Annotated in this window: 22 protein-coding genes; 9 read left to right on the plus strand and 13 right to left on the minus strand. The window is 58.0% G+C overall.

What is annotated here, in order from left to right; genetic code table 11:
- Window positions 1-246: 246 nt before the first annotated feature.
- Complete coding sequence (locus AC0L8N_RS09600) at window positions 247-1170, minus strand: LysR substrate-binding domain-containing protein (RefSeq protein WP_473667420.1); 924 nt, start codon at window positions 1168-1170, stop codon at window positions 247-249.
- A gap of 139 nt (window positions 1171-1309) precedes the next feature.
- Between AC0L8N_RS09600 and AC0L8N_RS09605 the strand changes: the two genes are divergently transcribed.
- From AC0L8N_RS09605 to AC0L8N_RS09625, 5 genes are read left to right on the plus strand one after another with little or no spacing between them, the layout of a single operon-like run.
- A complete protein-coding gene (locus AC0L8N_RS09605) occupies window positions 1310-2206 on the plus strand; it encodes a pirin family protein (protein ID WP_473667421.1) in 897 nt (298 codons plus the stop codon).
- A gap of 53 nt (window positions 2207-2259) precedes the next feature.
- Entirely contained in the window at window positions 2260-2883 is a 624-nt protein-coding gene (locus AC0L8N_RS09610; protein WP_473667422.1) for an isochorismatase family protein, read from the plus strand.
- Window positions 2884-2926: 43 nt separating this feature from the next.
- The gene (locus AC0L8N_RS09615) at window positions 2927-3241 is read left to right on the plus strand and encodes a hypothetical protein (protein WP_473667423.1); all 315 of its coding nucleotides are present in this window, start codon (window positions 2927-2929) and stop codon (window positions 3239-3241) included.
- A gap of 58 nt (window positions 3242-3299) precedes the next feature.
- A complete protein-coding gene (locus tag AC0L8N_RS09620) occupies window positions 3300-4172 on the plus strand; it encodes an NAD(P)H-binding protein (RefSeq protein WP_473667424.1) in 873 nt (290 codons plus the stop codon).
- A gap of 8 nt (window positions 4173-4180) precedes the next feature.
- Complete coding sequence (locus AC0L8N_RS09625) at window positions 4181-4654, plus strand: anthrone oxygenase family protein (RefSeq protein ID WP_473667425.1); 474 nt, start codon at window positions 4181-4183, stop codon at window positions 4652-4654.
- A 285-nt stretch (window positions 4655-4939) separates the two neighbouring features.
- On the opposite strand, the gene AC0L8N_RS09630 is transcribed toward AC0L8N_RS09625, so the two are convergent.
- The 9 genes from AC0L8N_RS09630 to AC0L8N_RS09670 all read right to left on the minus strand — a co-directional run bounded on the left by AC0L8N_RS09630 (window position 4940) and on the right by AC0L8N_RS09670 (window position 11509).
- Window positions 4940-5347, minus strand: a complete 408-nt coding sequence (locus tag AC0L8N_RS09630) for a hypothetical protein (protein WP_473667426.1) — start codon at window positions 5345-5347, stop codon at window positions 4940-4942.
- A gap of 70 nt (window positions 5348-5417) precedes the next feature.
- Entirely contained in the window at window positions 5418-6296 is an 879-nt protein-coding gene (locus AC0L8N_RS09635; RefSeq protein WP_473667427.1) for a DUF6544 family protein, read from the minus strand.
- A 165-nt stretch (window positions 6297-6461) separates the two neighbouring features.
- A complete protein-coding gene (locus tag AC0L8N_RS09640; protein WP_473667428.1) occupies window positions 6462-6950 on the minus strand; it encodes a DUF4442 domain-containing protein in 489 nt (162 codons plus the stop codon).
- 151 nt (window positions 6951-7101) lie between these two features.
- Window positions 7102-7581, minus strand: a complete 480-nt coding sequence (locus tag AC0L8N_RS09645; RefSeq protein ID WP_473667429.1) for a DUF2721 domain-containing protein — start codon at window positions 7579-7581, stop codon at window positions 7102-7104.
- Window positions 7582-7709: 128 nt separating this feature from the next.
- Window positions 7710-8447, minus strand: a complete 738-nt coding sequence (locus AC0L8N_RS09650) for an SGNH/GDSL hydrolase family protein (protein ID WP_473667430.1) — start codon at window positions 8445-8447, stop codon at window positions 7710-7712.
- A gap of 194 nt (window positions 8448-8641) precedes the next feature.
- Entirely contained in the window at window positions 8642-8953 is a 312-nt protein-coding gene (locus tag AC0L8N_RS09655; protein ID WP_473667431.1) for a cupin domain-containing protein, read from the minus strand.
- A gap of 121 nt (window positions 8954-9074) precedes the next feature.
- Window positions 9075-9689: a LysE family translocator gene (locus AC0L8N_RS09660; RefSeq protein ID WP_473667432.1), complete on the minus strand. Its 615-nt coding sequence runs from the start codon at window positions 9687-9689 to the stop codon at window positions 9075-9077.
- A 135-nt stretch (window positions 9690-9824) separates the two neighbouring features.
- Window positions 9825-10760, minus strand: a complete 936-nt coding sequence (locus tag AC0L8N_RS09665; RefSeq protein WP_473667433.1) for an alpha/beta hydrolase family protein — start codon at window positions 10758-10760, stop codon at window positions 9825-9827.
- A 122-nt stretch (window positions 10761-10882) separates the two neighbouring features.
- Window positions 10883-11509 carry an HAD family hydrolase gene (locus AC0L8N_RS09670; protein WP_473667434.1) on the minus strand — a complete coding sequence of 209 codons (627 nt, stop codon included), beginning with the start codon at window positions 11507-11509 and terminating at the stop codon, window positions 10883-10885.
- Between the two features lie 135 nt (window positions 11510-11644).
- Between AC0L8N_RS09670 and AC0L8N_RS09675 the strand changes: the two genes are divergently transcribed.
- Window positions 11645-13045 (plus strand): phospholipase D-like domain-containing protein, encoded by a 1401-nt coding sequence (locus AC0L8N_RS09675; RefSeq protein WP_473667435.1) that lies wholly within the window; start codon window positions 11645-11647, stop codon window positions 13043-13045.
- Window positions 13046-13057: 12 nt separating this feature from the next.
- On the opposite strand, the gene nhaD is transcribed toward AC0L8N_RS09675, so the two are convergent.
- The 3 genes from nhaD to AC0L8N_RS09690 form a co-directional block, all read right to left on the minus strand.
- Entirely contained in the window at window positions 13058-14368 is a 1311-nt protein-coding gene (nhaD, locus tag AC0L8N_RS09680; protein WP_473667436.1) for a sodium:proton antiporter NhaD, read from the minus strand.
- Window positions 14369-14493: 125 nt separating this feature from the next.
- Window positions 14494-15303: an alpha/beta hydrolase family protein gene (locus tag AC0L8N_RS09685; RefSeq protein ID WP_473667437.1), complete on the minus strand. Its 810-nt coding sequence runs from the start codon at window positions 15301-15303 to the stop codon at window positions 14494-14496.
- A 118-nt stretch (window positions 15304-15421) separates the two neighbouring features.
- The gene (locus tag AC0L8N_RS09690; RefSeq protein ID WP_473667438.1) at window positions 15422-16153 is read right to left on the minus strand and encodes a transporter; all 732 of its coding nucleotides are present in this window, start codon (window positions 16151-16153) and stop codon (window positions 15422-15424) included.
- Window positions 16154-16558: 405 nt separating this feature from the next.
- On the opposite strand from AC0L8N_RS09690, the gene AC0L8N_RS09695 reads away from it, so the two are divergent.
- From AC0L8N_RS09695 to AC0L8N_RS09705, 3 genes are read left to right on the plus strand one after another with little or no spacing between them, the layout of a single operon-like run.
- Window positions 16559-21913: a hypothetical protein gene (locus tag AC0L8N_RS09695; RefSeq protein ID WP_473667439.1), complete on the plus strand. Its 5355-nt coding sequence runs from the start codon at window positions 16559-16561 to the stop codon at window positions 21911-21913.
- Window positions 21795-23504, plus strand: coding sequence for a hypothetical protein (locus tag AC0L8N_RS09700; RefSeq protein ID WP_473667440.1), 1710 nt, complete (start codon window positions 21795-21797; stop codon window positions 23502-23504). The genes AC0L8N_RS09695 and AC0L8N_RS09700 overlap by 119 nt, the downstream gene beginning before the upstream one ends.
- On the plus strand, window positions 23491-25155 hold the full coding sequence (locus tag AC0L8N_RS09705; protein ID WP_473667441.1) for a thrombospondin type 3 repeat-containing protein: 1665 nt from the start codon (window positions 23491-23493) through the stop codon (window positions 25153-25155). Before AC0L8N_RS09700 ends, AC0L8N_RS09705 begins: the two co-directional genes overlap by 14 nt.
- Window positions 25156-25162 lie beyond the last annotated feature (7 nt).

Consider the following 25162-nt stretch of genomic DNA (forward strand, 5'->3'; position numbering starts at 1 on the left):
AACCACCGGTCGTTTGTGTGTCTGTCAGAAGTCTGCAAAACACATGCAGTCTGGGAATAGGGCAGTAGCTGCTACGTTTCGCCAGCAATGTTTTTGCATGGCTTTATGGATAAGGGTCTGTCGAGTCGTCCAGGTCTATGCCGGTCGACGATTCACCGTGATCTCAAGACTTGCCACTCGCGAACAGTTGCTTTCGGTGAGTAGCGACTTGCTCTTTTTGAAAGGGCCCTGACCTTATACTGGTGCTTACGACACTTCTGGCGTGGCTACGATATCTGCAAATGTGGCAAGCAAAAAATCTTGCAATGCGACGACAGCCTGAGGCTGACCTTTTCGGGACGGTGAAACCAGGCTAAGTTGAGCAACGCCGGCATGCCAGTCCGGCAGGACTCGTCGAAGTTGCCCGCGCCTTAGTTCGTCACGGCAGGTATAAGCGGGCAACGCAACAACACCGGCCCCGCTTGCAGCGGCATGCTTGAGTGTGGACATGTCGTCGCTCTTTAGTCTGGGTGTGATCTCTATATCGAGCTTTTCGCCAGAAAGCCTCTCCAGCAACCATTTTCCGCGCGGTGATTGCCAGCCGAGCGCGAGCGTCTGATGGTTGTCGATATCGGACGGGTTCCCTAGTGCTGTGTGCTGATCCTCGTAGTCGCTCGCGGCGAATAGCTGCCACTCAACTTGGGCCAGAGGTCGCTGAATGAGCGATGAATCTGGTAACGCCGCTGAATGGCCACGAATTGCCAGATCGACACCTGAGGCAATCATATCGATATTCTGGTTCGTTACTTGCTGCGAGACGGTGACCAGTGGATTTTCCGCGAGGAATCGCGCTATGAGCTCTTTCAATGCAAACTGGGCGACGCCAACCGAACAACTGATCGTGACGTTTCCCGACAGGCGATTCTTCTTTCGCCGCACTGCATTCTCTGCCTTCTCCATTTCATCGACGACCGTACGAGCGTGGGCGTAGAAGGTCTCTCCGAGCTCAGTGACATTGAATTGCCTGGTCGTTCTCTGAATCAGGCGCGCATCCATTCTTTCCTCGAGTTGTCTGATGTGCCGGCTTAACCGGGACTTGGGCAGACCCAGCGCCTCAGATGCCGCCGAGAACCCTTTCTTCTCGACCACGTGCACGAAGTAAAAGTAGTCATTTAGATCAGGTCTTGGCACCTGCTCCCTCCGATTGAGCGCCCCTGGCCAGTCTATTGTTCCATTCTTGCAACATAAATTTCAAATTGTGGGCCTTCTGCTAATTATTGTTCTGTTATTACACTGGATACAGCACTCACTAACTAGCACGAGGTACGGAATGAGCAGGGCAACTGAGCGGGCTACAGACAATGATCTGGGCAATGTCCAGGTAGTAGCGAGGCCGGCGGATGGTGATCCGCTTTCTATCGGCAACGGTTTTTCAGCGCGGAGTTTTCGTGCCAGAGACGTTGGCCAGTCGATGGATCCTCTGGTGTTGGTTGATCACTACGTCATGACCGAACCCACCTTCGGTACACACCCTCATGCAGGACTATCGGCGGTTTCGCTGATTTTCCCGGACAGCACAGGACGCTTCCATAACCGCGATTCGCTCGGCAACGACTTTGATCTCTTGCCAGGTGATCTCTACTGGTTGCAGGCCGGTCGAGGTGCCTTACATAACGAATCCCCACGAGAAGGTTCACGAATTCACGGTCTCCAGGTATTCGTCAACGTCCCACAAGATTTCCGCTATGACGAACCTTTTTCGCTGTTAGTGCGGCGGCAGGATATGCCGGTAATAACCAACAGTCAGCACAGCGTTCGTGTGGCTCTGGGTGAAAGCAATGGTGTGGCTGGCGCCACATCCCCCGGCTTGCCTATGACCATTCTCGACGGTCAGTTGGTTCGCCACGGAAGCTTCGAGCACGAACTCAACAGCGGTCGAAATGCTTGGGTACACGCAATTGACGGGGAGATCGACGTTACCGTATTGACGAACGGCGCAAGACTCCGAAAGGGCCAGGCAATCGCCATCGACAATTCCGGGGGTAACAAGTCAATCACTGTGCGCGTATCCGCCAGCAGTCGCCGTCAGGCTCAATTCGCCTTGCTTGATGGCCAGGCAATAAAGGAACCATTCGTCCAGCGAGGACCTTTTGTAATGGGCTCGGCAGACGAACTCGATGCGATCGATCAAGCCTTTGACGAGGGTCAGTTCGGGTCGATCGATTGAGTACATCGGCCAACCCACCGAATAACTTTCTAATGTTAACTCAGGAGAAAAGAATGCCTAGCAACTCACACAATCCCGAGCCACTCACCGCGAGCAATGCTGCCGTTGTTTTTGTGGATAACCAGGTCGGTTTGATGACCGGTATCCGCGACTACTCAATCGCTGAGCTCAAGCACAACATCGTAGGCTTGGCCAAAGCAGCACGTGCACTCGACCTCCCTATTGTGACGACGACCACTTCCTCGGAAACGCTTTGGGGTCCGGCTATACCGGAACTGCAAGCAGCGCTTCCCGGGCAAAGTTTTATCGATCGTACGACGGTAAATGCCTGGGACGATCCGCGCGTCGAAGCCGCGATTCGAGCGACCGGCCGTAACAAACTGATCTTCGCCGGACTTTCCCTTGAAGTGTGCGCGGCATTTCCTGCAATGCGCGCGGCCAGAGAAGGCTTTGAAGCCTACGTGGCAGTGGATGCATGTGGAACATTCGACATGACCAAGCGGGAAACCGGAATTGTCCGCTTGATACAAAGCGGTGTTGTTACAGCGGACGCGTCCAGCCTGATGATTGAAATTCTCGGAGACAACGCCTCGCCTAAGGCGCAGGAGGTTTACAGGGCACTTGGAATGGACTGGTCAATCCTGGTCAGTCAAGTCCGTGAGAGTGCGGCCGCCTAGGTCATACGGACTTAACCCGGAATTCGTGGAGCCCGTCACCGATATGAATTATCTGAAAAAACCAATGCGCATAGTTTTTTGGAAACACTACTCGACTATGCGCTCAACCGAGACGATGCAAACCGGTTTTCTTGAGGTTCATTGGCCGGCCCGCTCCCGACTGCTTTGTAGCTCCCGCGCTGTCATCGGTGCAGTTGGTCCACGCCTGTTAACCGTCTGCGCGGCGGCCGCCACGATTATGGTGTCAATGACTTACCGGATCATGCCTGGTTCGAAAACGATCATTGCTCGCTGGCTGTACGAGCAGCCAAGTAGAGAATATCCGGCCATAGAATGCGGCGAAGACAGCCAACGCTAGAACTGACCATGTTCATGCGAATCGCCGACTTACTTCTCAAATTACACTAGAGGCAATCATGAATAAGTTTACCGAAACTCAACAAAAACCAAGCGGGTTGACCCTGGTACTAGGGGCTTCCGGAAAAACCGGCCGACGAATCGTTCAGCGTCTCAAGTCGCGTGGAGTTCCAACCCGAATCGGCTCGAGATCCGGCAGTCCAGCTTTCGATTGGGCTAAGCCCGAAGACTGGGATGCGGTGTTGGATGGCGTTCGTTCGGTCTATATTTCCTATGCCCCTGACCTTGCTGTTCCCGGTGCCACTGACTCGATTCAGCATTTCGTCGATAGAGCGGTCGCAAAAGGTGTTACGCGACTGGTGTTGTTGTCCGGGCGCGGAGAAGAGGAAGCACAGGCCTGCGAAAGGATTGTTCAAGCTACTGATATCGAATGGACGATAGTGCGATCCAGCTGGTTTATGCAGAATTTCTCCGAAGGGGAATTTCTCCAAATGGTTCTCGGTGGCACAATCGCTCTACCTGCAGCGGATGTTGCTGAACCGTTCATCGATGTAAACGACATCGCGGACGTTGCGGCAGCCGCTTTGACGGAAGCAGGCCATACCAACCAGGTTTATGAAGTCACCGGTCCGCGTCTACTCACCTTCTCGCAACTGGCCAAAGAAATAGCTGAGGCCGTGGGTCGGGGCGTGCAGTTCGAGCAGATTCCGGCTGAAGCGTTTGCTGCAGGGATAGCCGAGGCCGGGGTGACCGGGGATGTCGCCTGGCTGCTCAACTATCTCTTCGATACGGTACTCGATGGCCGCAACGCGTATGTTGGAGACGGTGTAAAGCGTGCGCTCGGCCGGGAAGCTGCAGATTTTTCGACGTTCACTCGCCGGATCACGGCGCGTGGCATCTGGCAGCCCGATACTACGGAGGCAGTCGCATGAGTATCCCTATGACTATCGCAATTTGGGCGGCCATTGTTGGCAGCGCGCTGATAGGCGGAATATTCTTCGCCTTTTCGAATTTCATCATGAAGGCACTGCGACGCGTACCAGCTCCTGAAGGGATATTGGCAATGCAAACCATCAATATCACCGTGTTGAATCGCGGGTTTCTCGGTGTATTCATGGGCACAGCATTGCTCTGTCTGGTTCTCGCGGTCATCTCCATCGCTGAATGGGAAATGGCACGTTCGCCGTACTTGCTCGGCGGCGCGGTCGCGTACATCGGAGGAACATGGTTCGTGACGGTCCTGGGTAATGTTCCATTGAACGACAAACTGGCCGGAGTAGAGAGAGAAAACCCGGAATCGCTGGACCTTTGGGCGCACTACCTTGAACGTTGGACCAAGTTGAACTCACAGCGCGCCGGTGCCGCTATATGCGCCTCAACGCTGTTCTTTATCGGTTTGACTTACTCAGGATAAGGGGAAGGAGTCGATTCGTTAACACACTGTCATCAATGCCAATTGAGGTCCGCGGCAGCCATTTCCAGGTGACACGAACGGCCACTTCTGGGCGATAGCGGAAGTGCACAGTTCCCACAAAAAGGCGCTCGAAAGATTGTTATCCAAATAGGCCGACAGTTGCTACCGGTAGCAGAGGGAGTTCAAGGTAGGCTGACGCATGATGCCCCAAAGTGGACATTCTTTACCCTTTCCAGATACGTCGCCGGATTCTGCATCGGAAGCACGTTGGCCGGGCGGGAACGATTATGGCGGCGGCTCGATGTCTTCAAGTAATGCAGCGGTGCGGCGCTTGATTTGCTTTAGGAACTTGACGTGATCGGAGGCCTCGAAAGCACCTGCTTTCAGCGCCCCAATCAAGACCTTGTCCGTACGTACTATCGAAGCCGCTTCATCCCAATTTAACTCGGGACTCCTCCCGACACCGTTGCTCATCAGCTGATTTCTGATCTTCTCCCAGGTCAACGAATACAGCGTCTTTTCGACGTCATTGATCGATTCGATGAACAGGTAATGGTCCCGCAATGCGCGAACTAACGCCTCATCCTGGAAGACAAGAATATCGCCCGTTGCGACCATGTCGTCATAGGCGTGCCGGGCGGTATCGAACGTGCGGTTATACTGGATGACGGTGATAGCCTGGTCCGCCGCCATCGTTCGGTCTACAAGGGGGACCTCAGTCTTAGTCTTCTTGCCAAGCTTGGAACCTTCTATGTGGCATCTGTTACGGATTGCCATCAGGGTTGTTGTCAGCGGCATCCCGAAAACGAACATCGGTAACATCGACCTTGAAGAACTCGAAGTACTGATCAGTACCGAAAAAATTTCCCGCCTCTATGCGGGTCGGCAGGTTGTAGCCATCAAAGTTCCTGTACCGGGACAGGTGGCCGCCGAACGGCTGCAACTGATAACGCTTCTGCGGATTGGCATCCGACCAGCGCTGAAACACGATTTTCGCAAGACGCCCGTCGGGCTCGACAAACAGATCAACAGCTTGCTCCAGACCCTCGAACCGATAAATCACCCGGGCCAGAGAGTCATCAACAGCCTCCCATTTGACGTTTTCACTCGTTAGCAATACCGCCGGTGTCCAGAACACAGCTTCGGCCACGCAACGACCGAACGCGGACCGACGGTGGTCAGCGTCGCCGCCGACACGTGCGACGGGAATAACTTGCTGCAGCCAAAAATGACTCCAGCTCATCCGGCCTTCGGTCATATCAGAACCCGAGACTCTCACCAGCCCGGCAGATGCACTCATTCGCCAAAGAAATCCGTACGGAGCGGCCAGTATCTGCTCGGCCTGCAAGCTCATGTCACCGGGCTGGTCGCTGCTGCCCAGTCTGAATGTCCCCTGCATCGTGACTTCGGCCACGCAAAAAAGCGGTGTGCCGGGTGCAATGGCATATCGCAGATAGCGTTGCGCTGGTTCAGGTAAGGTCCGGAGCATTGCCGGGTCGAATCGTGCCGGTTCAACAAGCTGCAACGCCGCCAACCGGGTCCATACGGCTTGTTCTTCGCGCTGATCGAACCATCGCCAGCACAGCATAAACAGCAGCACGACAACAATAATGATGATGACACACAGGATCAGTTCGCTCATGGAAGTTTAATGCAGGCGCGGTGATTCACGCTGTCCGCTGGCTCCGCCTGATCTCTGACGTTAGCCCTTACTATCCGGCGGAACCGTTACAGTCGCTATTCGTACATTCCGAAATTCCAGGGTTGGTTCAACGCTGTACGCACAGGTTGCGTGCGGCTGGTCAGCTCAGTCAGCGGGTAAGGAGGAGGTCTTGTTCCTGGAATGGGCTTTCGAGCGCACGTACACCTCTTTGCTGACGTGGGCCACTGTCTGGCCGTTCTCGTCTTTTAGGTACACGTCAAAGTGGTAGGTGTTCTTGCCGAGCTGGTCGACCTCTGCACGAATCTCCTCAAGACGCTCAGTGCTCACCTCGAATATTCCGGTGATGGTGCCCTTCGCCGGCTTCAGGAAATCAATCGCGGCGGATTTGTCCCAGACGATGTAACCGTTACCCAGATTCATGGTGATAATGAAGACAAAAAACGGATCCGACATGGCATAAAGGCTGCCGCCGAAGTGCGTGCCGAACAGGTTGCGGTTGTACCAGCGAGACCGCAACTCGACTTCAAAGCGGGTGAAGTTGTCTTGCGAACTCCGCACTTTGATGCCCATGCCGAGAAACGGCGGGTACAGGTTGATCTTCCTGATCAGTTTGCCGAACTTCGAGTTCTTCATTGTCTGTTCGTCTCAAGTGTTCATTCGCTGTTGCTTGGTCGTGGGGTGTTGCCCGCCTTTGAGACACCGCGGCGCTCCTGGCGAGACTGATGATCAGACTACAGATCCCTGCCATCGTGCCCGCTCCGAGCGAGCCGCCGAACGGTTTGAATCAGCCGTTGCCGCGGTGCTCATACTCGGCTACCAGGTGTTCCGTGTTTTGCAGGATCTTGCGCGTCGATACCGATACTTCAAACAGGAGAAAAACCAGCGACAGAATCAGCAAGACCATGGCCAGGACGAACAGGTAGACGATCAACGTGCCCAGATTGATCTGCACGAAATCACCAACGAACAGGCTCATGACCACTACGCAGATGAAAAGCGCAGAGGTTACCGATAAGCGGATAGCCCAGTTGATTGTCATGATGCGGCGCCATAGCAAGCCGGTTTCTGACATCAGCATTTCTTTGTGCAGGTCAGAGGTCACCAGGCCCAGCCGCCGTTGCACCACTCTGGCCCGATCAACCACGCGGGCGAGCCGCGTCGTCAGAACGGACAGAATCGCACCGATACCGGTCAACAGAAATACCGGTGCTACCGCGAGTTGTATCGCCTCTGATATCGAACTGACGGGAAGAAAATGATCCATAACGCTGTTGCTCCGGCACGGGTTTGGCAGGTGGAAACGCAGCCAGTCACCGTGGGGTTTGTTGCGGCTGTCGCAGAGTGGTCGCTAATGTAACAAACCGGCAGCGGAACCATAACCCTGCAGGCGGTTCACCTTGCTGAATCTGAGGCCTGGCGTTTTCCTGCGACGTAATGACCGATGATCATTCCGGCAATTTGCGCTGCCCATCGTTTGTATACCGGAGGGCCTGGGTGGAAGCCGTCATCAGCCATCATGGTTGCATCACCGGACGTGTCCGGTTCACAGAGCAGGCATGAATCAGTCTGTTGCGCGAGCTGCCGGAGAACTGCCGAAAACTGTTTTGCCCGCTGCCCGAGCACCCAGCGCAATGGCTGCGGCAGGGCGGGAAAAAGGTGCATTGGCGGCAGCGTGGATAGCACGATGCAGCTTACGCCATAGCGTTGCTGAAGCTCACTGATCAGTCGGTTCTGTTGCCGCTCGAAGGTCTCGAGCGTGATACCCCCTGTGACATCGTTCACGCCCAGTGAGACCACGGCGATATCGAACTCGTCCTGTCCGGCGGGCGGAAGTCTGGCCAGTGCTGTGCTCGTTCTGGCACCCGTGGCAGCGGACAACTTCCAGCGGACCGTGTAGCGATCAGCCAGTTGTGCAACGAGCTGACCGGCCAGTGCATCACGCTGATCAACGGCGCCGACACCGGCCGCGGCCGAATCGCCGAGTATGAGTAGCCGCAACTGCGGCCCGTTGCCGGCGATCCCATCGCGTGCGCCGTCCGGCTCTGGCAAGCGCGGTGTACGGGCCCGGGTCCAGCGCCCCTGCAGGAACAAGAGCGGTGACAGCAACAGGGTGATGAGCAGGTAGCGCATGTATTAGTAACAGCTCAAGGAAACAGGCCGAGCCCGAAAGCGGCTGGAATCATGATCTTAATAGACTTGCAGTGCATGCCGATGCACGGTCGCCGTAAGCCGTAAGCCGTAAGCCGTAAGCCGTAAGCCGTAAGCCGTAAGCCGTAAGCCGGCACGGCACAGGGGTCAAGCACCGACCAGCGTGGCGGTGGTCACTACACACTCCCTTCTGTTTCCACCACCAGAATGCGTGCAGCACCGCGTGGATGCGCGACATGTTCAGTGCCGATCGTCGCATGAAAAATATCACCGCTTTCCATCGTGACAACGTGTTCACCGGACTCGTCGCGATAGTGCATGTCGACGCCGCCATCCAAAACGACAAATACCTCCTCGCCATCATTGGTGTGCCAATGGTACGGCTGGTCGGTCCAGTGCAGCCGGGTAGAGATGCCGTTCATCGTGGCAACAGGCAGCGCATCCCAGGCCTTCTTGCCAGTGAAGTCTCGAGCTCGAATAAATTTCATGCCGTCGTTCCGCAGTAAAGTTTTTGAATGAGGCTATGCTGAGCGGTCTGCGAACAGTAGAGCCCGGGCTGACGTCGCTGGCGCTACTGTTGCGTCTGGACGTTAACGACAGCGAATTCTGTCAACGCTCCAGCAAAGCCACACGCACGCCGAGCGCCACCAGCACCGCGCCGAAAACCCGGCTGACCGTCTGTTGCGAGCGGTCGATGAAGCGGCGTACGGCAGGCCGGTCCAGTGTATAGACAAAGAACAGCCAGAACAGCGCACTGATAAGGACGGTGCTCGCCACCAGCAGCGACGTTGTGCCAGCCGTGGTTTGCGGGGTAATCACAACCGTGAAAACCCCAAGGTAGAACAAGGTCCCTTTGGGATTAAGCAGGTTGTTAATGAAGCCCTGCAAAAACCAGGTGCGGCGATTTATGCCTTGCGTGACGTCCGCCACCCGCAGCGATGTTCGTTCATGACGAAAGCTATTTATGCCGAGATAGATCAAATACGCCGCACCCGCGAACTTGATGATCGAGAAAACCACGATGCTTTGCGAAATGATCCAGCCGATGCCAATCAGGCAATAGCCGATATGCACGAGATTGCCGGCCAGTACACCCAGCGACGTTTGCAGGCCGGCGATGCGGCCGCCGACAATCGTGTTGCGCATGACGATAACCATGTCCGGGCCGGGACTGATCATGACCAGCACCGTAAGAGTAGCTACCAGTACCAGCTGTTCGTACATCTACAGCACCTCTCAAATTTGGGTACGCAGTGCACTGGAGTCCTGCGTGTCAGCAGCGCGTTCCTGGTCGGCCAATCATTCACTCCTGCCGGGCCAGATTGACAAGCAAGATTGTGCGCAAGACGAAATGCCCGGCTACTTTAGCTCATCGTTGGTGGACAGCAACGTGCCGGCTGAATCAAGAACCAGAGGCCACGTGCTTGAATCAGGATCGATCAATTCAAAGTGCCCTGAATCCGGTGCTTCGACCAGCCGGACGTTTTCGCCGCGTTCACGGGCGGCCTCAAAGTAGCGGCGGGCGGGCGGTGACCAAACATCGTCATGCCGGCCGACGAGCAAAATCTGAGGTGTGTCGCCCAGTGACAGCCGAACCGGATCCGTCCAGTCGTAACGCTTCGGCTGTTCGGCTGGTGAGCCGCCGAGCAGCTGATCCACGGCGTGGTCGCAGGTCCCTTCCTCGTGCAGATAGTTGAAGTCTGCTGCCGCAGCGAGACCAAGCACGCCCATCAGAGCCAACGGGTTTGCCGAAGAGCCAGGTCCTGACCCGCTGAGGTTTGTGCGGGCCGCGAGCCAAAGCGCCAGTTGGCCACCCGAAGAGTGGCCCATCGTGATGACCCGGTTCAGATCGAGTTCGTACTTACCGGCAATCTCGCGCAGATGATCCGTACCGGCCGCGACATCCGCAAACGTACCCGGCCAGCCGCCACCGTCATTGCCAACCCGGCGAAACTCCAGCGACCAGCTAGCGATGCCGTTCCGAGCGAGAGCAGCTGTGAGTTTGCTGCTGTGGGCAATGTCGTACTCGGCCATCCAGCAACCGCCGTGGATAAACACGGCAACGGGATGCGGGCCGGTGCCAGCTGGCAACCGCAAGTCCCCGAACTGCAGCGGGTCAGAGCCGTAGTGCAGGCGTGCGTCTGCCGCCGGCTGGTCGAAGCTGGCGAGATCGGCGCTGGTCAGCAGTTCAGGGTTATCCATTGCTGTGGCTACGGGCTGGGCAGCAAGCAGCATGACCATGGCGAGCAGTTGTCGCGACAAGCGTGGCCGGGGTGTTGCTGCGTTTGTGAACAAGCGTCAATTCTCTCTCAATGCTCTGTCGGCGTGGATGAAAATAACGGCGGGCAGGGATCGTGTCGTTGATACCGCAAAGCGTAGCCAGTTCCATGCAGACTACTGCAGAGAACCGCTCAGTATCATCGGCTCTGCAGCTCGACGTATTCGCCATGATAGTCGCCAATGCCATTCAGACCGGGTCCGACGGGACGGAACGTCCAGCCGAGACTGGCGCAGGCGCGTTGGTCCCACACGCCATCGCCGAAATAGGTGATGCTTGCGAGCTCCGTGGGTAAGGCGCGCAAAGCGGTTTGCATGATATCGACCCGCGGCACCGCATCATCAGCGGTTGCGAGTGGCAGGTCGGTGACGTCGAAGCCCGCGGTGTGCAATTTCAGTTGTGCGGATTCGCGCCAGCAACCGGTTGCCAGTGCTACCGCATGGTCGTTCGATGCCCGCAGCCGGTCCAGGAGTTGGCGTGCGCCGTCGATTTCGCGGAACGGCCCGTTGGTCTCAACGTACGCGCTCAGCGAATCCAGGAAGCGGCGTTGAATCGCGGCGATTGTATCGTCGGTCGCCGCGATGCCGTTGTCGCTCAATACTTCCCGGAGAATGCCGAAATCTGAAACGTGTTCGTAGTCGGCCAGTTGAGTGCGAAACCGAACATCGCCCACGGTGTCACGTATGGCCTGTCGATACAGCAGGTCGTCAGCCGACATCGAGTGCAGCAGCGTATCGTCAATATCGAAAATTACGGCGTGGATCACGAGGCAATCTGGTGGGCAGGAATCAGCATCGCGGCATTCTGACACAGCACCTGCAGAGCGTCGACGGCGACTGTTTTTGATCGAATCTGTGTTGCACACGCTATATAGTGATTTCTTTCATTGCCCGCGACGATCATGCTGACTGCACTGCTCGTATTGATCTACATAACGCCAGCCACTCTCGGCGTTTATCACGCGTTGCTGTACAAGCGCGACCCGCGAGCTGCGATGGGCTGGATCATGGCCTGTATATTCGTGCCCTACGGCGGCCCAATCGCGTACTTCCTTTTTGGCATCAATCGTGTTCGCTCGCGTGCGCGGGGGTTGAAGCGTCGCTTGTTCTATGTGGGCTACGAAGTCGGCCAAAGGGCTGCTGTTCATGCGGGAGAAGGTGAGCCGGGGAAGAGCGGTGTCGGTTGGCGCATAACCGGCCAGACGCTGACGGACGGCAATACCGTCATGCCGTTGTATAACGGTGACGTTGCCTATCCGCAAATGCTCGAAGCGATCGAGCGCGCCAGCGAACGCGTGTATCTCGCGACCTACATTCTGAAAATGGACGCGGTCGGAACGCAGTTCGCCGATGCGCTACAGGCGGCGGTCGAGCGAGGGGTCGACGTGCGGGTCCTGGTTGACGGTTTCGGTGAGATGTACTCCTGGCCACGGCCATCCCGGGTACTCCGAAAGCGTGGTATTGCAACTGCCAGGTTCCTGCCGCCGAGGCTCATTCCACCTAGCATTTACCTGAACATGCGCAATCATCGCAAGATTCTGATTGTCGATGACACTATCGCGTTTGCCGGCGGCATGAACATCAGCGACGACCATGTCGAAACTGACAGTCAGAAACGCGATGTAACGGACGTGCATTTTTCCATTCGCGGCCAGACGGTGGGTGAGCTTGCCGCCGTGTTTCTCGGCGACTGGAGCTTCGCGACCCGGGGCGAAGAGGATGAGGTCCCGAAACAGGTGAAGAAGCCGAAAGGTGACATGCGCTGCAGAATTGTTCCGGATGGCCCGAACGAAGCGCTCGATGCGCTGGCCGTAACCATCCAGACCGTCATCAGTGCAGCTGAACACTCAGTTGACATCATGACGCCCTATTTCCTGCCCAGTCGTGAGCTGATGGGCGCCATGGAGTCGGCGGCGCTCCGCGGCGTGCGGGTGAGGCTGGTGTTGCCGGAGAAGAACAACCTGTTCTATGTGCACTGGGCGCATCAGAACGTTCTTGCGGAGTTGCTGCGCTGGGATATCGAGCTTTGGTACCAGGAGCCGCCGTTCTGCCACACCAAGCTGATCTGCATCGACGACGACTACACACTGATCGGCTCCGCCAATCTCGATTCACGCAGCCTGCGATTGAATTTCGAACTGGGCATCGAGGTCTTTTCGACAGACCTCAATGCCGAGCTCGCCGCGTATTTTCACCGCGTCATTGCGACCGGCCGCCAAATTAGCTACGACGAGCTTGCTAACCGTTCCATGCCCGTTCGCCTGCGCGATTCCGCCGCGGCATTGTTCTCGCCTTACCTCTGAGCAGCAGCCCGTCTATTGCAACCACAGATGCGTGGCAATACTGGCCGCATAGCCCAGCGCGATAAAGGGCGTCCAGCGCAGGTGGCTGAAGAACGTGTACTGACCGCGTGCCTGCCCCATCAACGCGACACCGGCCGCGGAGCCGACCGATAACATGCTGCCGCCAACGCCAGCGGTCAGGGTGACTAGCAACCACTGATCAAGTCCCATGGCCGGTTCCATGTGCAGCACGGCCACCATCACCGGAATGTTATCGACAATGGCAGACATGATGCCCACCAGCACGTTGGCTGTGGTTGGACCGAGCTGCAGGTACATGTAGCCGGACAAGTGCGCCAGGTAGCCGATGAACGACAAGCCGCCAACGCTCATGATCACGCCGAAGAAGAACAGCAACGTGTCCCATTCCGCGCGCGCGACCTCGCGAAAGCTGTCAAACGGCACCACTTCGCCGGCTGAATGATTGCCATGATCATTGGCGTTGAATTTGTCGTGCGTAACTCGCAGGTAGTAGCCGAACAACTTGAGGTAAGCGAGACCGGTAATCATGCCCAGGAACGGCGGGAGGTGCAGGAAGTTGTGAAAACAAACGGCGGTCGTGATGGTCAATGCGAACAGTGCGATAACCCGCTTCGCGCCCCGTCGCATGACGACTACTTCGTTTTCGACGTTCTGTACGTCGTTGCGCACGGCGAATGACATAAACACTGCCGGTACGATGTAGTTCACGACGGATGGCACAAACAGTGCGAAGAATTCGGTGAAGTGCACGATCCCGGCCTGCCAGACCATCAGTGTCGTGATATCGCCGAACGGACTGAATGCGCCGCCAGCATTGGCGGCAACCACGATATTGACGCAGCCAATCGCAATGAACTTTGGATTGCCCCGGCCTACCGCCAGGATCACAGCGCACATGACCAGTGCCGTTGTCAGGTTGTCGATGAGTGCCGACAGGAAAAAGCTGAGGACACCAGTAATCCAGAACAGCGCTTTGTAACTAAAGCCGCGCGAGAGCAATTTGCTGCGCAACGCGTCAAACACGAGCCGGTCGCTCATCGTGTTGACGTAAGTCATCGCCGCGAGGAGGAACAGAAACAGCTCCGCAAATTCCGTCAGGTACTCGCGTACGGCTTCATCGAGTAATTCGTGTTCCCCGGTTTGCGCGTAGTACACGCCGATCACGGCCCAAATAATGCCGGCGGCGAGCATGACGGGTTTTGATTTTCTTAGGTGGGTAAATTCTTCGGTGATGACGAACGCGTAAGCAACAACAAATACGACCAGGGCGGTGATTCCTACCCAGTGTCCGGTCAGGTCCACGATGCACACTCCATGACGTATGGCGACCGGAAACCTGCGGATGCTATTAGTGGCCGGGTTGCGCCAAAGACGAAATAATCACATTGACGACCTTGGCTCGCAAGCCTTAATTCGCCGAGCAAACGTCAGTGAGACAGTTCTTTTTGTAACGATCCAGATGAGGTTTCTTGTTCGCCCAGTGATGCACGAATGAAGTCGAGTACAACCTTCCAGGTTTCGTCGGTCGGAGCACCTACAAGGGATTCGTTGAGCATTGACGAACCGTGTACCCCTGGATCGGCGACATAGGTTTGATGACCTTGCTCCCGAAACAATTCAAGTTGCAACGGTACGCTCGGTGCCTGCATTTCACTGATCGGTCGCAGGGCCAGCATAGGCTGAGTGACGTTGTTGCTGTACTGCTCCGGCTGGCAACCTTCCATTGCGTCTCCGGCCGCGGGTGAAAATGCGAGCACGGCGTCTATGTCATCCGTGTTCTCAGCCGCAAGGCGAATCGCGAGTGCGGCGGAATAGCTGCTGCCCCACGCGACGCGCGGTCCGGTGAAGCCGTAGCTGTCAGCAAATTGAAGTGCGGCTTGCAGGTCGGCATACGCATCGCAATAGGAAACGTCTTCGTAACTGCGCCGTTGCGCATCGAAACGTTCGGAGGTGCGGTTAAACATGCCGAAACGATCACCGCCACGGCGCTGGTCGATGGCGAGTGCGTGATAGCCCTCAGCCAGCAGCTGATCGACGAGCGGACCGTACTCGCCACGCGCATCGCCACCACCTTGATGAAACAGCAGGATCAGTGGTGCGTCCTTCTGCCTATCTGGCGCGAGATAGACGTCACCGTAAACCAACACGCCATCGCTGGTCTCGAAATCGACTTCGACTCCGTTCGCCCCCGCCATCGTCGCGACGAGCAGTAACGCTATCAATGTTGAAAGCCGCATGCCGCATTTCTCCGCTATTGTGCTTCAGTAACTCCGACCGCTGAACGATGCGATCGTTCGGCGGCATAAGCGGTATACCGTTGGCGTGGAGGCTTACGGGCCCGAGCGAAGCTTTGGCTCAGAAGCGGTAAGCGGCGCCCAGGCCGACAAAACTGTCAGGCGCACGGTCATTGAGTCCGAGACCCAGATGCACATCGAACTGCAAATCCGCAGAGCGCAAAAAGGTCATGCCACCGTTCAGATTATGTTGTGGCCCGCCGTTCTCCGGGTAGGTACCAAAGTACTCGACGTATGCACCGCAGCCACGGCATCGCTCGCTGACCGGCAGGCTGATGCCAATAGCATTGCTGATAGTGGATTCATCGTCGAACTCGGAGAGCAGCACCGTGCCAAACAGGTTGATACGGCCGTTGTGTGCCCAGAACAGGCCGAGCGTCGGATCGACTTCATTGCTGCTGAACTCATCGTCGCCGACGGGTACGGACAGCGACGCAAATACACCGACCGGAGTGGTCGCCGCGTCGTCGGTCAGTTGCCATTTTACGCCGACACTGGCGTCGGCGGTGCCGGTGAAGCTTCCCGGCCCGGTATCGACTTCATTGAATCCCGCCCAGCTGAACTGCACTTCGGCGCGTTCACCGGCGCCGTAGCGCAACAACAGTAACGGTAAGGTATGCGCGTCCACGGCACTGTTAACGCGTTGATACTGGTAGCCGACTTCGACTTGCCAGCGCTGGTAGTCGAGCGCGAGTGGCGACGAGCTGAAGCCCGGGCGCTCGGCATTGATGTTGCCCTGTGCCTGCGCCGTAACGCTGAGCAACAAGGCCAGGACGGGAATGATTGATTTCATACGGGCCTCCTTCAGGCCGCCGCAGTCTGTCCGCCGCTGCCGGGCAAATCAAGCCTGCCGGCGCTTCAAGGCGTGAGTTCTGGCCGATTTGGCCGTCGGTGGCCGATCAGGCCAACCGTGAACCCGTTCGCAGCCTGACCTAGGTCGTTCGACCTATACTTGCTGCCGTCTACGATCGAATCGTCAATTTTTGTTGCAGTAGCGGAAAAAACAACTGTCTGTACATAGACTTGCCTGACTCTGCACTGCGATGGATGGGCCTGGCCGCTTTACTACGGAGCAAAGCCGGTTCTGCAGGGCCACTGTATTCAGGACTGATTGTGCCTGGCAGCGGTAACCCGCAACGCTCGATCGTTTGACCCCGACAGCATGACGTTGTCTAGAAAACCAGCTTGAGGAAGCACAATGATGGATGTCCTAACCCACGTCGCCACCTGTACGGCCCCGCGCGCGCTGCGCGCTTTCGCTTTGGGCCTTACCGCCCTGTGTCTTACCCCGCAGGCCGCACTGGCCGAAGGTTCAGTCCAACTGGAGTTCGGTCAACGCCTGCTCGATTATCAGGCGGCCGGCAATTCATCCAACGCCAATGACTATGCCTACGCGATTGATGATACCTCCGCCGTATTATTTATAGATGTCCTGAACGCGAACGAAGTCATCAACGTTTCGCTTTGCGGGGCACAGGACAGCGACGACGTCGGCGTGGAGATATACGACGAGGCCGTCAACCTGGTTTTCTCCGACAGTCAGACATCCGGTACGCTTGATTGTAACGACCCGATGGATGCGCCTCTGCCTATCGCCGGGCCCCAGGTGCCGTTTCGTTACACCGCGCCAACACCGGGCACGTACATCATCCTGTTGCGGAATCTGACCGGCACTGAATTCAGCACCAGCTATTTCGAACGTTTCGACATTTCCATAACGCCGAGCTTGGCGGAAAGCCCGGATCCGCGGATCGCGGCGGGCCGTTTGCATGCCTATAGCTGGAATGTGAATGCCGGCTCGTTCACTGTCGACAGTGCGACCGACACCGATTTCTTTGCTCTGGTTCCTGGCGGCAGGCCGAATACCAACTACATCTGGAAACTCGATCTGAACCGGTTCGCCGGTTTTGGTTACAACGTTATCGCCAACGCTATAGGTGTGGATGCCCCTAACTCTGGCTATTCGACGCCACGCGGTGGTAATTCCGCAACCTATCAGTACCCCGTTTATCTTGGCGTGCCGGAGAGGGCAATGTCCTTGCCGACGGATCCGCCGGAAGTTCGCAACGCACGCTTCATCGATAGTGCGAACGAGGACTACGGTATTTCGCCCCAGGGTGCTGATGGCAATCAGGACACAGGTTTTTTCGAATTCGACTCCGATGTTGCGGGCACCTACGCAATCACGATCGACACTGACAGGAACGGCGAATACGGCAATGCAGACGACGTACTGCTGGTTGGCCCGGCTGTAGTAGGCGCAAACAGCGTCGAATGGGACGGCAGGAATGCCAACAATGCATTTCTTGCCAACGGCACGTATAACGCACGCATAGCCGTACGTATGGGCGAATACCACTTCGTTGCCAACGACGTTGAGACCAGCGGTGGCGACAATGGCGGAGATGTCCAGCCGGGTCTGACCATCTTTCTCTCGGATACCGAAGGCAATACAACAGACACCCAGGTGTACTGGGACGACGTTACGATCCTTGGCGCCGCTGAGGGCGGCACCAACAACCTGCCCGCCGGGGCCAGCTCAGGCACGGCAGCGGGCCGACACTCATGGGGCGATTTCGACGTCAACGGCACCGGCTTCGGCAATGGCCGCTTCATCGATACCTATGTGTACGGTCTTACGACCCATGCTACCGCCAGCGTAGCCATCACGGCTGACGATACGCCGTTGCTGGGCACCACCGGTACCGTTGAAATCACCGATTACCTGGCACGCAACGACACATTGACGATCACGGTCGATGACGCGGACCTGAATGTGGGGTCGACCGCTGTTGAACGTGTCTCGGTTTACGTCGTTAACAATGCCACGGGTGAACTTGAACAGGTCGAGTTGATTGAAACGGGCCCGGACACAGGCGAATTCACCGCTGACTTGCCCACCACCTTCGGCACTGCTGCAGGTAACAGTAACGACGGTGATATGGTCGCGCAGGAAGGCGATACCATTACTGTCAGCTACAACGATCACCTTGATGCCGTCGGCAATTCAGTAACACCGACCGACACGGCAACCGTCAGTACCGACGTTGATAACGACGGCTACTTCGCCGAAGAGGACGCCGATGATGACAACGACGGCATTCCTGACAGCGCCGAAGCAGTCGGTGATGCTGACGGCGACGGGCTGCCAAATTTCGAGGACATAGATTCCGACGGCGATGGCGTGCCCGACAATATCGAGGCACAGGCCAGCGGTGCTGCCTACCGCGCACCGCAATACACGGACACTGATCAGGACGGACTCGACGACGAGTACGACACGAGTAACGGTGGCACCGCTATCGTGATCCAGAACAGTGACATGGCGGATTTGCCCGACTACCTAGATACGGATTCGGACAACGACAGCATTCCCGACGCGCTTGAAGCACACGACGCCGACTCGAACGGTGTTGCTGATCGCACAGCAGCGGGGGATGACACTGACGGTGATGGTCTTGACGACAACTACGATACCGTTGTCGCGCCGGCGGCGGGCAATGCCAACGGCAGCAATGTCGCGCAGCAGGATACCGATGCTGACGGTGCACCTGACTGGCGCGATGCTGATGACGATGGTGATGGCACCAACACGATTGATGAAGACGGCAACAGCAATGGCAACCTTGCCGATGACGACGCCGATAGTGACGGTCGACCGGATTATCTCGAGTCGTCTTCGACGGATGCCGATGGCGACGGATTCTCCGCGCAGGCCGATTCGAACGAAGCGGATGCCTGCGTGCCTTCGCAATTCGGTACGGGCTGCACAACGGACACCGACGGCGACGGTACGCCTGATAGCGTCGAAGGCGCAGCCACCGATTCTGATGGTGACGGCACGCCCGACTATCAGGAATCGTCGCTGACCGACGCGGATGGTGATGGCTTCCCGGCGCAGACCGACCCGAACGAAGCGAACGCCTGCGTGCCTTCCCAGTTCGGTACGGGTTGCACAACGGACACCGACGGTGACGGTACGCCTGACAGCGTCGAAGGCGAAGCCACCGATTCTGATGGTGATGGCACGCCTGACTACCAGGAGTCGTCCACAACGGATGCCGATGGTGATGGATTCTCCGCGCAGGATGATCCGAATGAGGCTGATGCCTGTATTCCTTCGCAGTTCGGTACGGGCTGCACAACGGACACTGACGGTGACGGTACGTCGGACAGCGTCGAAGGTCAGGCCACTGACACTGACGGAGATGGCACGCCCGACTATCAGGAGTCATCCAGCACGGATGCTGATGGCGACGGCTTCGCGGCACAGGATGATCCGGACGAGGCTGATGCCTGCAACCCTTCCCAGTTTGGTACCGGTTGCACGACTGATACTGATGGCGACGGAACGCCCGACAGCGTCGAAGGTGCGGCAACTGATTCCGACGGAGACGGCACGCCGGACTACCAGGAATCCTCTACGACAGACGCGGATGGCGATGGCTTTGCCGCGCAGGACGATCCGAACGAGGCAGATGCCTGTATTCCTTCGCAATTCGGTACGGGTTGTACGACAGACACGGACGGTGACGGCACGCCCGACAGTGTTGAAGGAGCGGCAACCGACTCCGACGGTGATGGCACGCTCGATTACCTGGAGTCATCCAGTGCAGACGCGGACGGCGACGGTACCGTTGACCAGAACGACAGCGACGATGCGGATGCCTGCGTACCCAGCACGCTGGGTACCGGTTGTGAAGCGGACAGCGACGGTGACGGCATCTTCGATCCGATCGAAGCGGCCAATGGCACCAGTCCGACCAATCCCGATACCGACGGTGACGGAGTTAACGACGGCACTGAAACCGGCGGAGATGGTGTCTTTGATGCAGGTGATACCGACCCAACGGATGCTGATACTGACGACGACGGCCTTGCTGATGGTGCAGAAGATCGCAATGGCAATGGCACGGTCGATGCCGGCGAAACCGATCCGCTAGACAGCGATTCGGATAACGACAACATCTCTGACGGTATTGAACGTGGTGTGACCGGTGGCGTTGCTGACCCCGACGGCGCCGGCCCACTGAGTGGAACAGCAGGACCGTTCACTGGCGATGCCGATCCGTCAACCACGACGAACCCGCTGGCTGCCGACACCGACAATGACGGCCTCGACGATGGTGTCGAAGACGCCAACCGCGACGGTCAGACATTGAACACGATCGGTGGCACCGGTGGTGCTGCCGGCAGTGGTGAAACCAACCCCTCCAACCCGGATACCGACGGCGACGACCTCAGCGATGGCGATGAGGTTAACGGCACGGGACCACTGGCATTGATCGGTCCCACCGATCCGCTGGATACCGACACTGACGACGGCGGTGTACAAGACGGTGCCGAGGTAAACACGGACGGTACTGATCCGACCAACGGCCTGGATGACACGCTGGACAGTGATGGCGACGGTGTAACCGATCCGCGCGAGGCCGCGTTGGGTACTGACCCGAATGATCCGGATACCGACAATGACGGTCTGTCTGATGGCGAAGAGGTTGGCAGCAATGGCCAGCTCGATGCTGGCGAGACCGATCCTCTGGATGGCGACAGCGATGACGATGGCCTGTCCGATGGCGACGAAGTCAACGGCACTGGTTTGCTGGCAATCTACAGCCCGACAAATCCTCTGGACGCCGATACGGATGGTGATCAGATCAGTGACGCTGTTGAGGCGGGCGTGTCCACGGACGGCGTCAACGGCGGTAACAGCGACAGTGCCGGGATTCCTTATGCGGGCACCGCGGCCGGGTTTGTCGGCGACGCGGACCCGGGTTCGACCACCGATCCGACCCTGGCCGATTCTGACGATGACGGCCTGGACGACGGTATTGAAGACTTCAACCGGGACGGCCAGACGGTCAACACGATTGGTGACGACACCAGTTCGGGTACCGGCGAGACCGATCCGAACCTTGTTGATACCGATGGCGATGGCTTAAGCGACGGCGACGAGGTCAACGCCAGCGGTCCGTTGCTCGCCTATGGCGCAACCGACCCGCTGGATGCGGACACCGACGACGGTGGTACCCAGGACGGTACCGAAGTGCTGGCTGACGGCACTAATCCGACGTTCGGCAATGGCGCCGACGATGCGGCGGCTGACCCGGACAACGACGGACTGAGCAATGCGCAGGAAGCGATGCTGGGGACTGACCCGAACGACAGCGATACCGACAACGACGGTATCGATGATGCGGATGAGCTGGGTCATGATACGTCCCTCGACGCAGGCGATACCGACCCGTTGAGCGCCGACAGCGACAACGACGGACTGTCCGACTACGAAGAACTGCGCGGCCTGGACGGTGTGCCGAACAATGGCGACGAAACCGATCCGCTTAATGCCGATTCTGACGGCGATGGACTGCTTGACGGCACCGAAGCTGGCCGTACCAGCGGTATAGCCGGCGGCACCAGCGACGGTGATGGGCTTGCCTACAACGGCACGGATACGGGTTCCGGCAAACTTTGTCGCCGATGCCGATCCCTCGACGACTACGAATCCGGCCGATCCGGACTCCGACAACGATGGATTATCGGACGGCGCTGAAGACCTGAACCGCGATGGCCAGACCGTGAACACGCTGGGCGGTAGCGGCACGGCTGGCAGCGGTGAGACTGACCCGAACCTCGCGGACACGGACGGTGACGGCCTGCGCGACGGTGACGAAGTGAACGGCACCGGCCCGCTGGCTGTGGTTGGCCCGACCGACCCTCTTGACACCGACACGGATGATGGCGGTACGGAAGACGGCACCGAAGTCCTGGCCGACGGCACGGACCCAACAGCGAACGGCGCGGACGATGCGGCCGCTGACCCGGACGGTGATGGGCTCAGCAACGCACAGGAAGCGGCGCTCGGCACGGATCCGACCGATGCAGATACCGACAATGACGGTATCGACGACGGCGATGAAGTTGGCAATGACGCGACCTACAACTTTACCGACAGCAATCCGTTAAGCGCTGACAGTGACAATGACGGCATCAGCGACGGTGCTGAACGGCTCGGTGCTGACGGTGTGCCGAACACGGGCGACGAAACCAACCCGCTACTCGCCGACAGCGATGGCGACGGCCTTTCCGACGGACTTGAGATCGGTGTAAGCGCTCCGGTTTCTGGCGGCACCAGCGACGGCAATGGCATTGCCTTTACCGGCACGGACGCCGGGTCGCCTTCTTATATGCAGGACAGTGACCCGTCGAGCACGACAGACCCAACCGATGCCGACAGTGACAACGACGGTTTGCAGGACGGGGTTGAGGATGCGAACGCGGATGGCGCCACGGTGAACACCATCGGCGGCAATGGCACCACGGGCTCTGGCGAGACCGATCCGAACAATGCCGACAGCGACAACGACGGCCTGCGCGACGGTAACGAGCAGGACGGTTCAGGTGAGTCAGCGGCGGCCGGTCCCAGCAATCCGCTGGATTCGGACAGCGACGACGGTGGCGCCGACGATGGCACCGAGGTGCTGGTGGATTTCACGGATCCGAATAACGCCGCTGACGATCTTGTCGATTCGGACGGCGACGGCGTGACCGACGGTCTGGATAGTGCACCCAACGATCCGTGTGCGCCGGACTTCCCGAGTGCGGCCTGCGCCGACAGCGACAATGACGGCGCTGCCGATTTCGGTACAGCCACCACCAGCGTGCCCGTTGAGCAGAGTGCAGCAGCGGACACCGATCCGTGCGACCCGGATAACACGGTCGCTGCTTGCGATTCGGACAACGATGGCGTGAGTGATGGCGACGAGATTGCCAATGGCACCGATCCGAACAGCAACGACTCGGATGGCGACGGCATTCCGGATGGTCAGGAAACCGGAGACAGCGATGGCGACGGCATTCCGGATGCACTGGATACCGACTCCGACAACGACGGGATTCCGGACAGCGACGAAGTTGGCAGTGATCCGAGCATGCCGCTGGATACGGACAACGACGGGACCCCGGACTACCTGGATACGGATTCCGACAACGACGGTACCCCGGATGCGTCGGAGGGTAACAGTGATGCCGATGCGGACGGTCTGGGTGCCAATCAGGATGCGGACAGCGACGGTGACGGTGTTCCCGATGCCGTGGAGGATGGCAACCTGACCGGTCTGGATTCCGACAATGACGGTATCTGATGACGGTTACGACGTCGATTCGACCGGTGGTAATGACAGCAACGGCGACGGTATCGATGACGACGTCCAACCGCGAGATACCGATGGCGACGGTGTGCCGGACAGCCAGGATGCTGACAGTGACAACGACGGTATACCTGACAGTATCGAGTCTGGTACTGCGGCGTTGACCGATGCGGATGGCGATGGAATCAGCGATAGCTACGACGTTGACCTCACGATGGGTACCGACGCCAATGGCGATGGCATAGACGACAACGTTCGACCGCGCGATACGGACAATGACGGCGTGCCGGACTACCGCGATCTCGACAGTGACAACGACGGCATCTTTGACGTTGTCGAAGCCGGCGGCACGGACGCCAACGGTGATGCGCTTATCGACGATGCGGCCAATCGACAGGGGACGCTGGTAGCACCGACGGACAGCGACAGTGACGGCATTCCCGACTACCGCGAGACCGACAGTGACAACGACGGTGTCACCGATATCTCGGGCACGGACAACGCCGCGCTGGATGCCAATGTGGACGGCGTCATCGACAACAATGCCGACGCCGATGGTGACGGCATAGCCGATGTCATAGACGAGGTCGTTGGTTTCGGCACGATCGCCGATAGCGATCAGGACGGAATTCCCGATGAAGTCGAGGGTAGCGGTGACACTGACGGTGATGGCATTCCGGATGCGCAGGATCCTGACTCGGACAACGACGGTATTCCCGACAGTGTCGAGTCGGGTGGCGTGATTCCGCCGCGTGATACAGACGGTGACGGCAACCCGGACTATCGGGATACCGATAGCGACAATGACGGCATCAGTGATGCGCTGGAGGGTAATGGTGACTTCGATAACAACGGTGTTCCCGACTATCTTGAGAACAACGGCAGACTGGAGACCGCTGTGACGGGTTCCGGTGGGGATAGTTTCGGCACGGTCTTCCTGTTGATCCTGCTACTGTCATTCGCGCTGCGTATGCAACGACGAGTGAGAGGTGTGTTACCGGCGATCCTGGTTGTCTGCACGCTGCCGCTGTTCAGCGCAACGGATGCGCATGCCGACGATTTGTGTGAGTGGTTTGATACCGCCTATACCGAATCCGGCAATGATCGGGAATACGAGCGCGCAGAACGGCGCGAGTGCTGGTACGCCGGAGTAGGTCTTGGCATCTCTTATTTGTCGCCCGATGAAGAAGCACAGAACTTCGTACCGGACACGAGCGAAAACAATTCCGGTGGCTGGGAATTGCGCGTGGGCAAATACCTCACGCGGAATATTTTCGCTGAGTTCAAGTACGCGGATATCGGCGAAGCCGACCTGACCAACCGCAACCCGGCCATTGCGGCCGCGTACCCCAATGCGGCTATTTCCTACCGTGTGCCCTCCCTGATGGGCGGCTACAAGTGGCGCGTGGAGCACGCGCTGCAGCCGTTTGCGAAAATCGGCTTGTCCTTCATCAGCAACAGCGCCGAGGGCGGGCCGATACCGTTCGAGAAGCAGTCGTCGGTACAGATCGCGTTTGGCGGCGGCGTCGACTGGAACTTCGGTACGCGGCCATGGTACTTGCGTGGCGAACTGGACCTGTACGATCGCGACGCCTGGTTTGCGAGCTTGTCGATAGGGCGGGTGTTCGGCGGTCCGGACGACTGATGGCAGC

The organism is Woeseia sp. D3-10, assembly GCF_055809415.1.

Coding starts and splice junctions, on each gene's coding strand:
- AC0L8N_RS09660 (WP_473667432.1), bottom strand. CDS start 9,689: ATGTACGAACAGCTGGTACTGGTAGCTACTCTTACGGTGCTGGTCATG.
- AC0L8N_RS09685 (WP_473667437.1), bottom strand. CDS start 15,303: ATGCGGCTTTCAACATTGATAGCGTTACTGCTCGTCGCGACGATGGCG.
- AC0L8N_RS09640 (WP_473667428.1), bottom strand. CDS start 6,950: ATGAAGAACTCGAAGTTCGGCAAACTGATCAGGAAGATCAACCTGTAC.
- AC0L8N_RS09705 (WP_473667441.1), top strand. CDS start 23,491: ATGACGGTATCTGATGACGGTTACGACGTCGATTCGACCGGTGGTAAT.
- AC0L8N_RS09605 (WP_473667421.1), top strand. CDS start 1,310: ATGAGCAGGGCAACTGAGCGGGCTACAGACAATGATCTGGGCAATGTC.
- AC0L8N_RS09675 (WP_473667435.1), top strand. CDS start 11,645: ATGCTGACTGCACTGCTCGTATTGATCTACATAACGCCAGCCACTCTC.
- AC0L8N_RS09625 (WP_473667425.1), top strand. CDS start 4,181: ATGACTATCGCAATTTGGGCGGCCATTGTTGGCAGCGCGCTGATAGGC.
- AC0L8N_RS09645 (WP_473667429.1), bottom strand. CDS start 7,581: ATGGATCATTTTCTTCCCGTCAGTTCGATATCAGAGGCGATACAACTC.
- AC0L8N_RS09615 (WP_473667423.1), top strand. CDS start 2,927: ATGAATTATCTGAAAAAACCAATGCGCATAGTTTTTTGGAAACACTAC.
- AC0L8N_RS09650 (WP_473667430.1), bottom strand. CDS start 8,447: ATGCGCTACCTGCTCATCACCCTGTTGCTGTCACCGCTCTTGTTCCTG.
- AC0L8N_RS09635 (WP_473667427.1), bottom strand. CDS start 6,296: ATGAGCGAACTGATCCTGTGTGTCATCATCATTATTGTTGTCGTGCTG.
- AC0L8N_RS09630 (WP_473667426.1), bottom strand. CDS start 5,347: ATGGCGGCGGACCAGGCTATCACCGTCATCCAGTATAACCGCACGTTC.
- AC0L8N_RS09695 (WP_473667439.1), top strand. CDS start 16,559: ATGATGGATGTCCTAACCCACGTCGCCACCTGTACGGCCCCGCGCGCG.
- AC0L8N_RS09690 (WP_473667438.1), bottom strand. CDS start 16,153: ATGAAATCAATCATTCCCGTCCTGGCCTTGTTGCTCAGCGTTACGGCG.
- AC0L8N_RS09610 (WP_473667422.1), top strand. CDS start 2,260: ATGCCTAGCAACTCACACAATCCCGAGCCACTCACCGCGAGCAATGCT.
- AC0L8N_RS09655 (WP_473667431.1), bottom strand. CDS start 8,953: ATGAAATTTATTCGAGCTCGAGACTTCACTGGCAAGAAGGCCTGGGAT.
- AC0L8N_RS09620 (WP_473667424.1), top strand. CDS start 3,300: ATGAATAAGTTTACCGAAACTCAACAAAAACCAAGCGGGTTGACCCTG.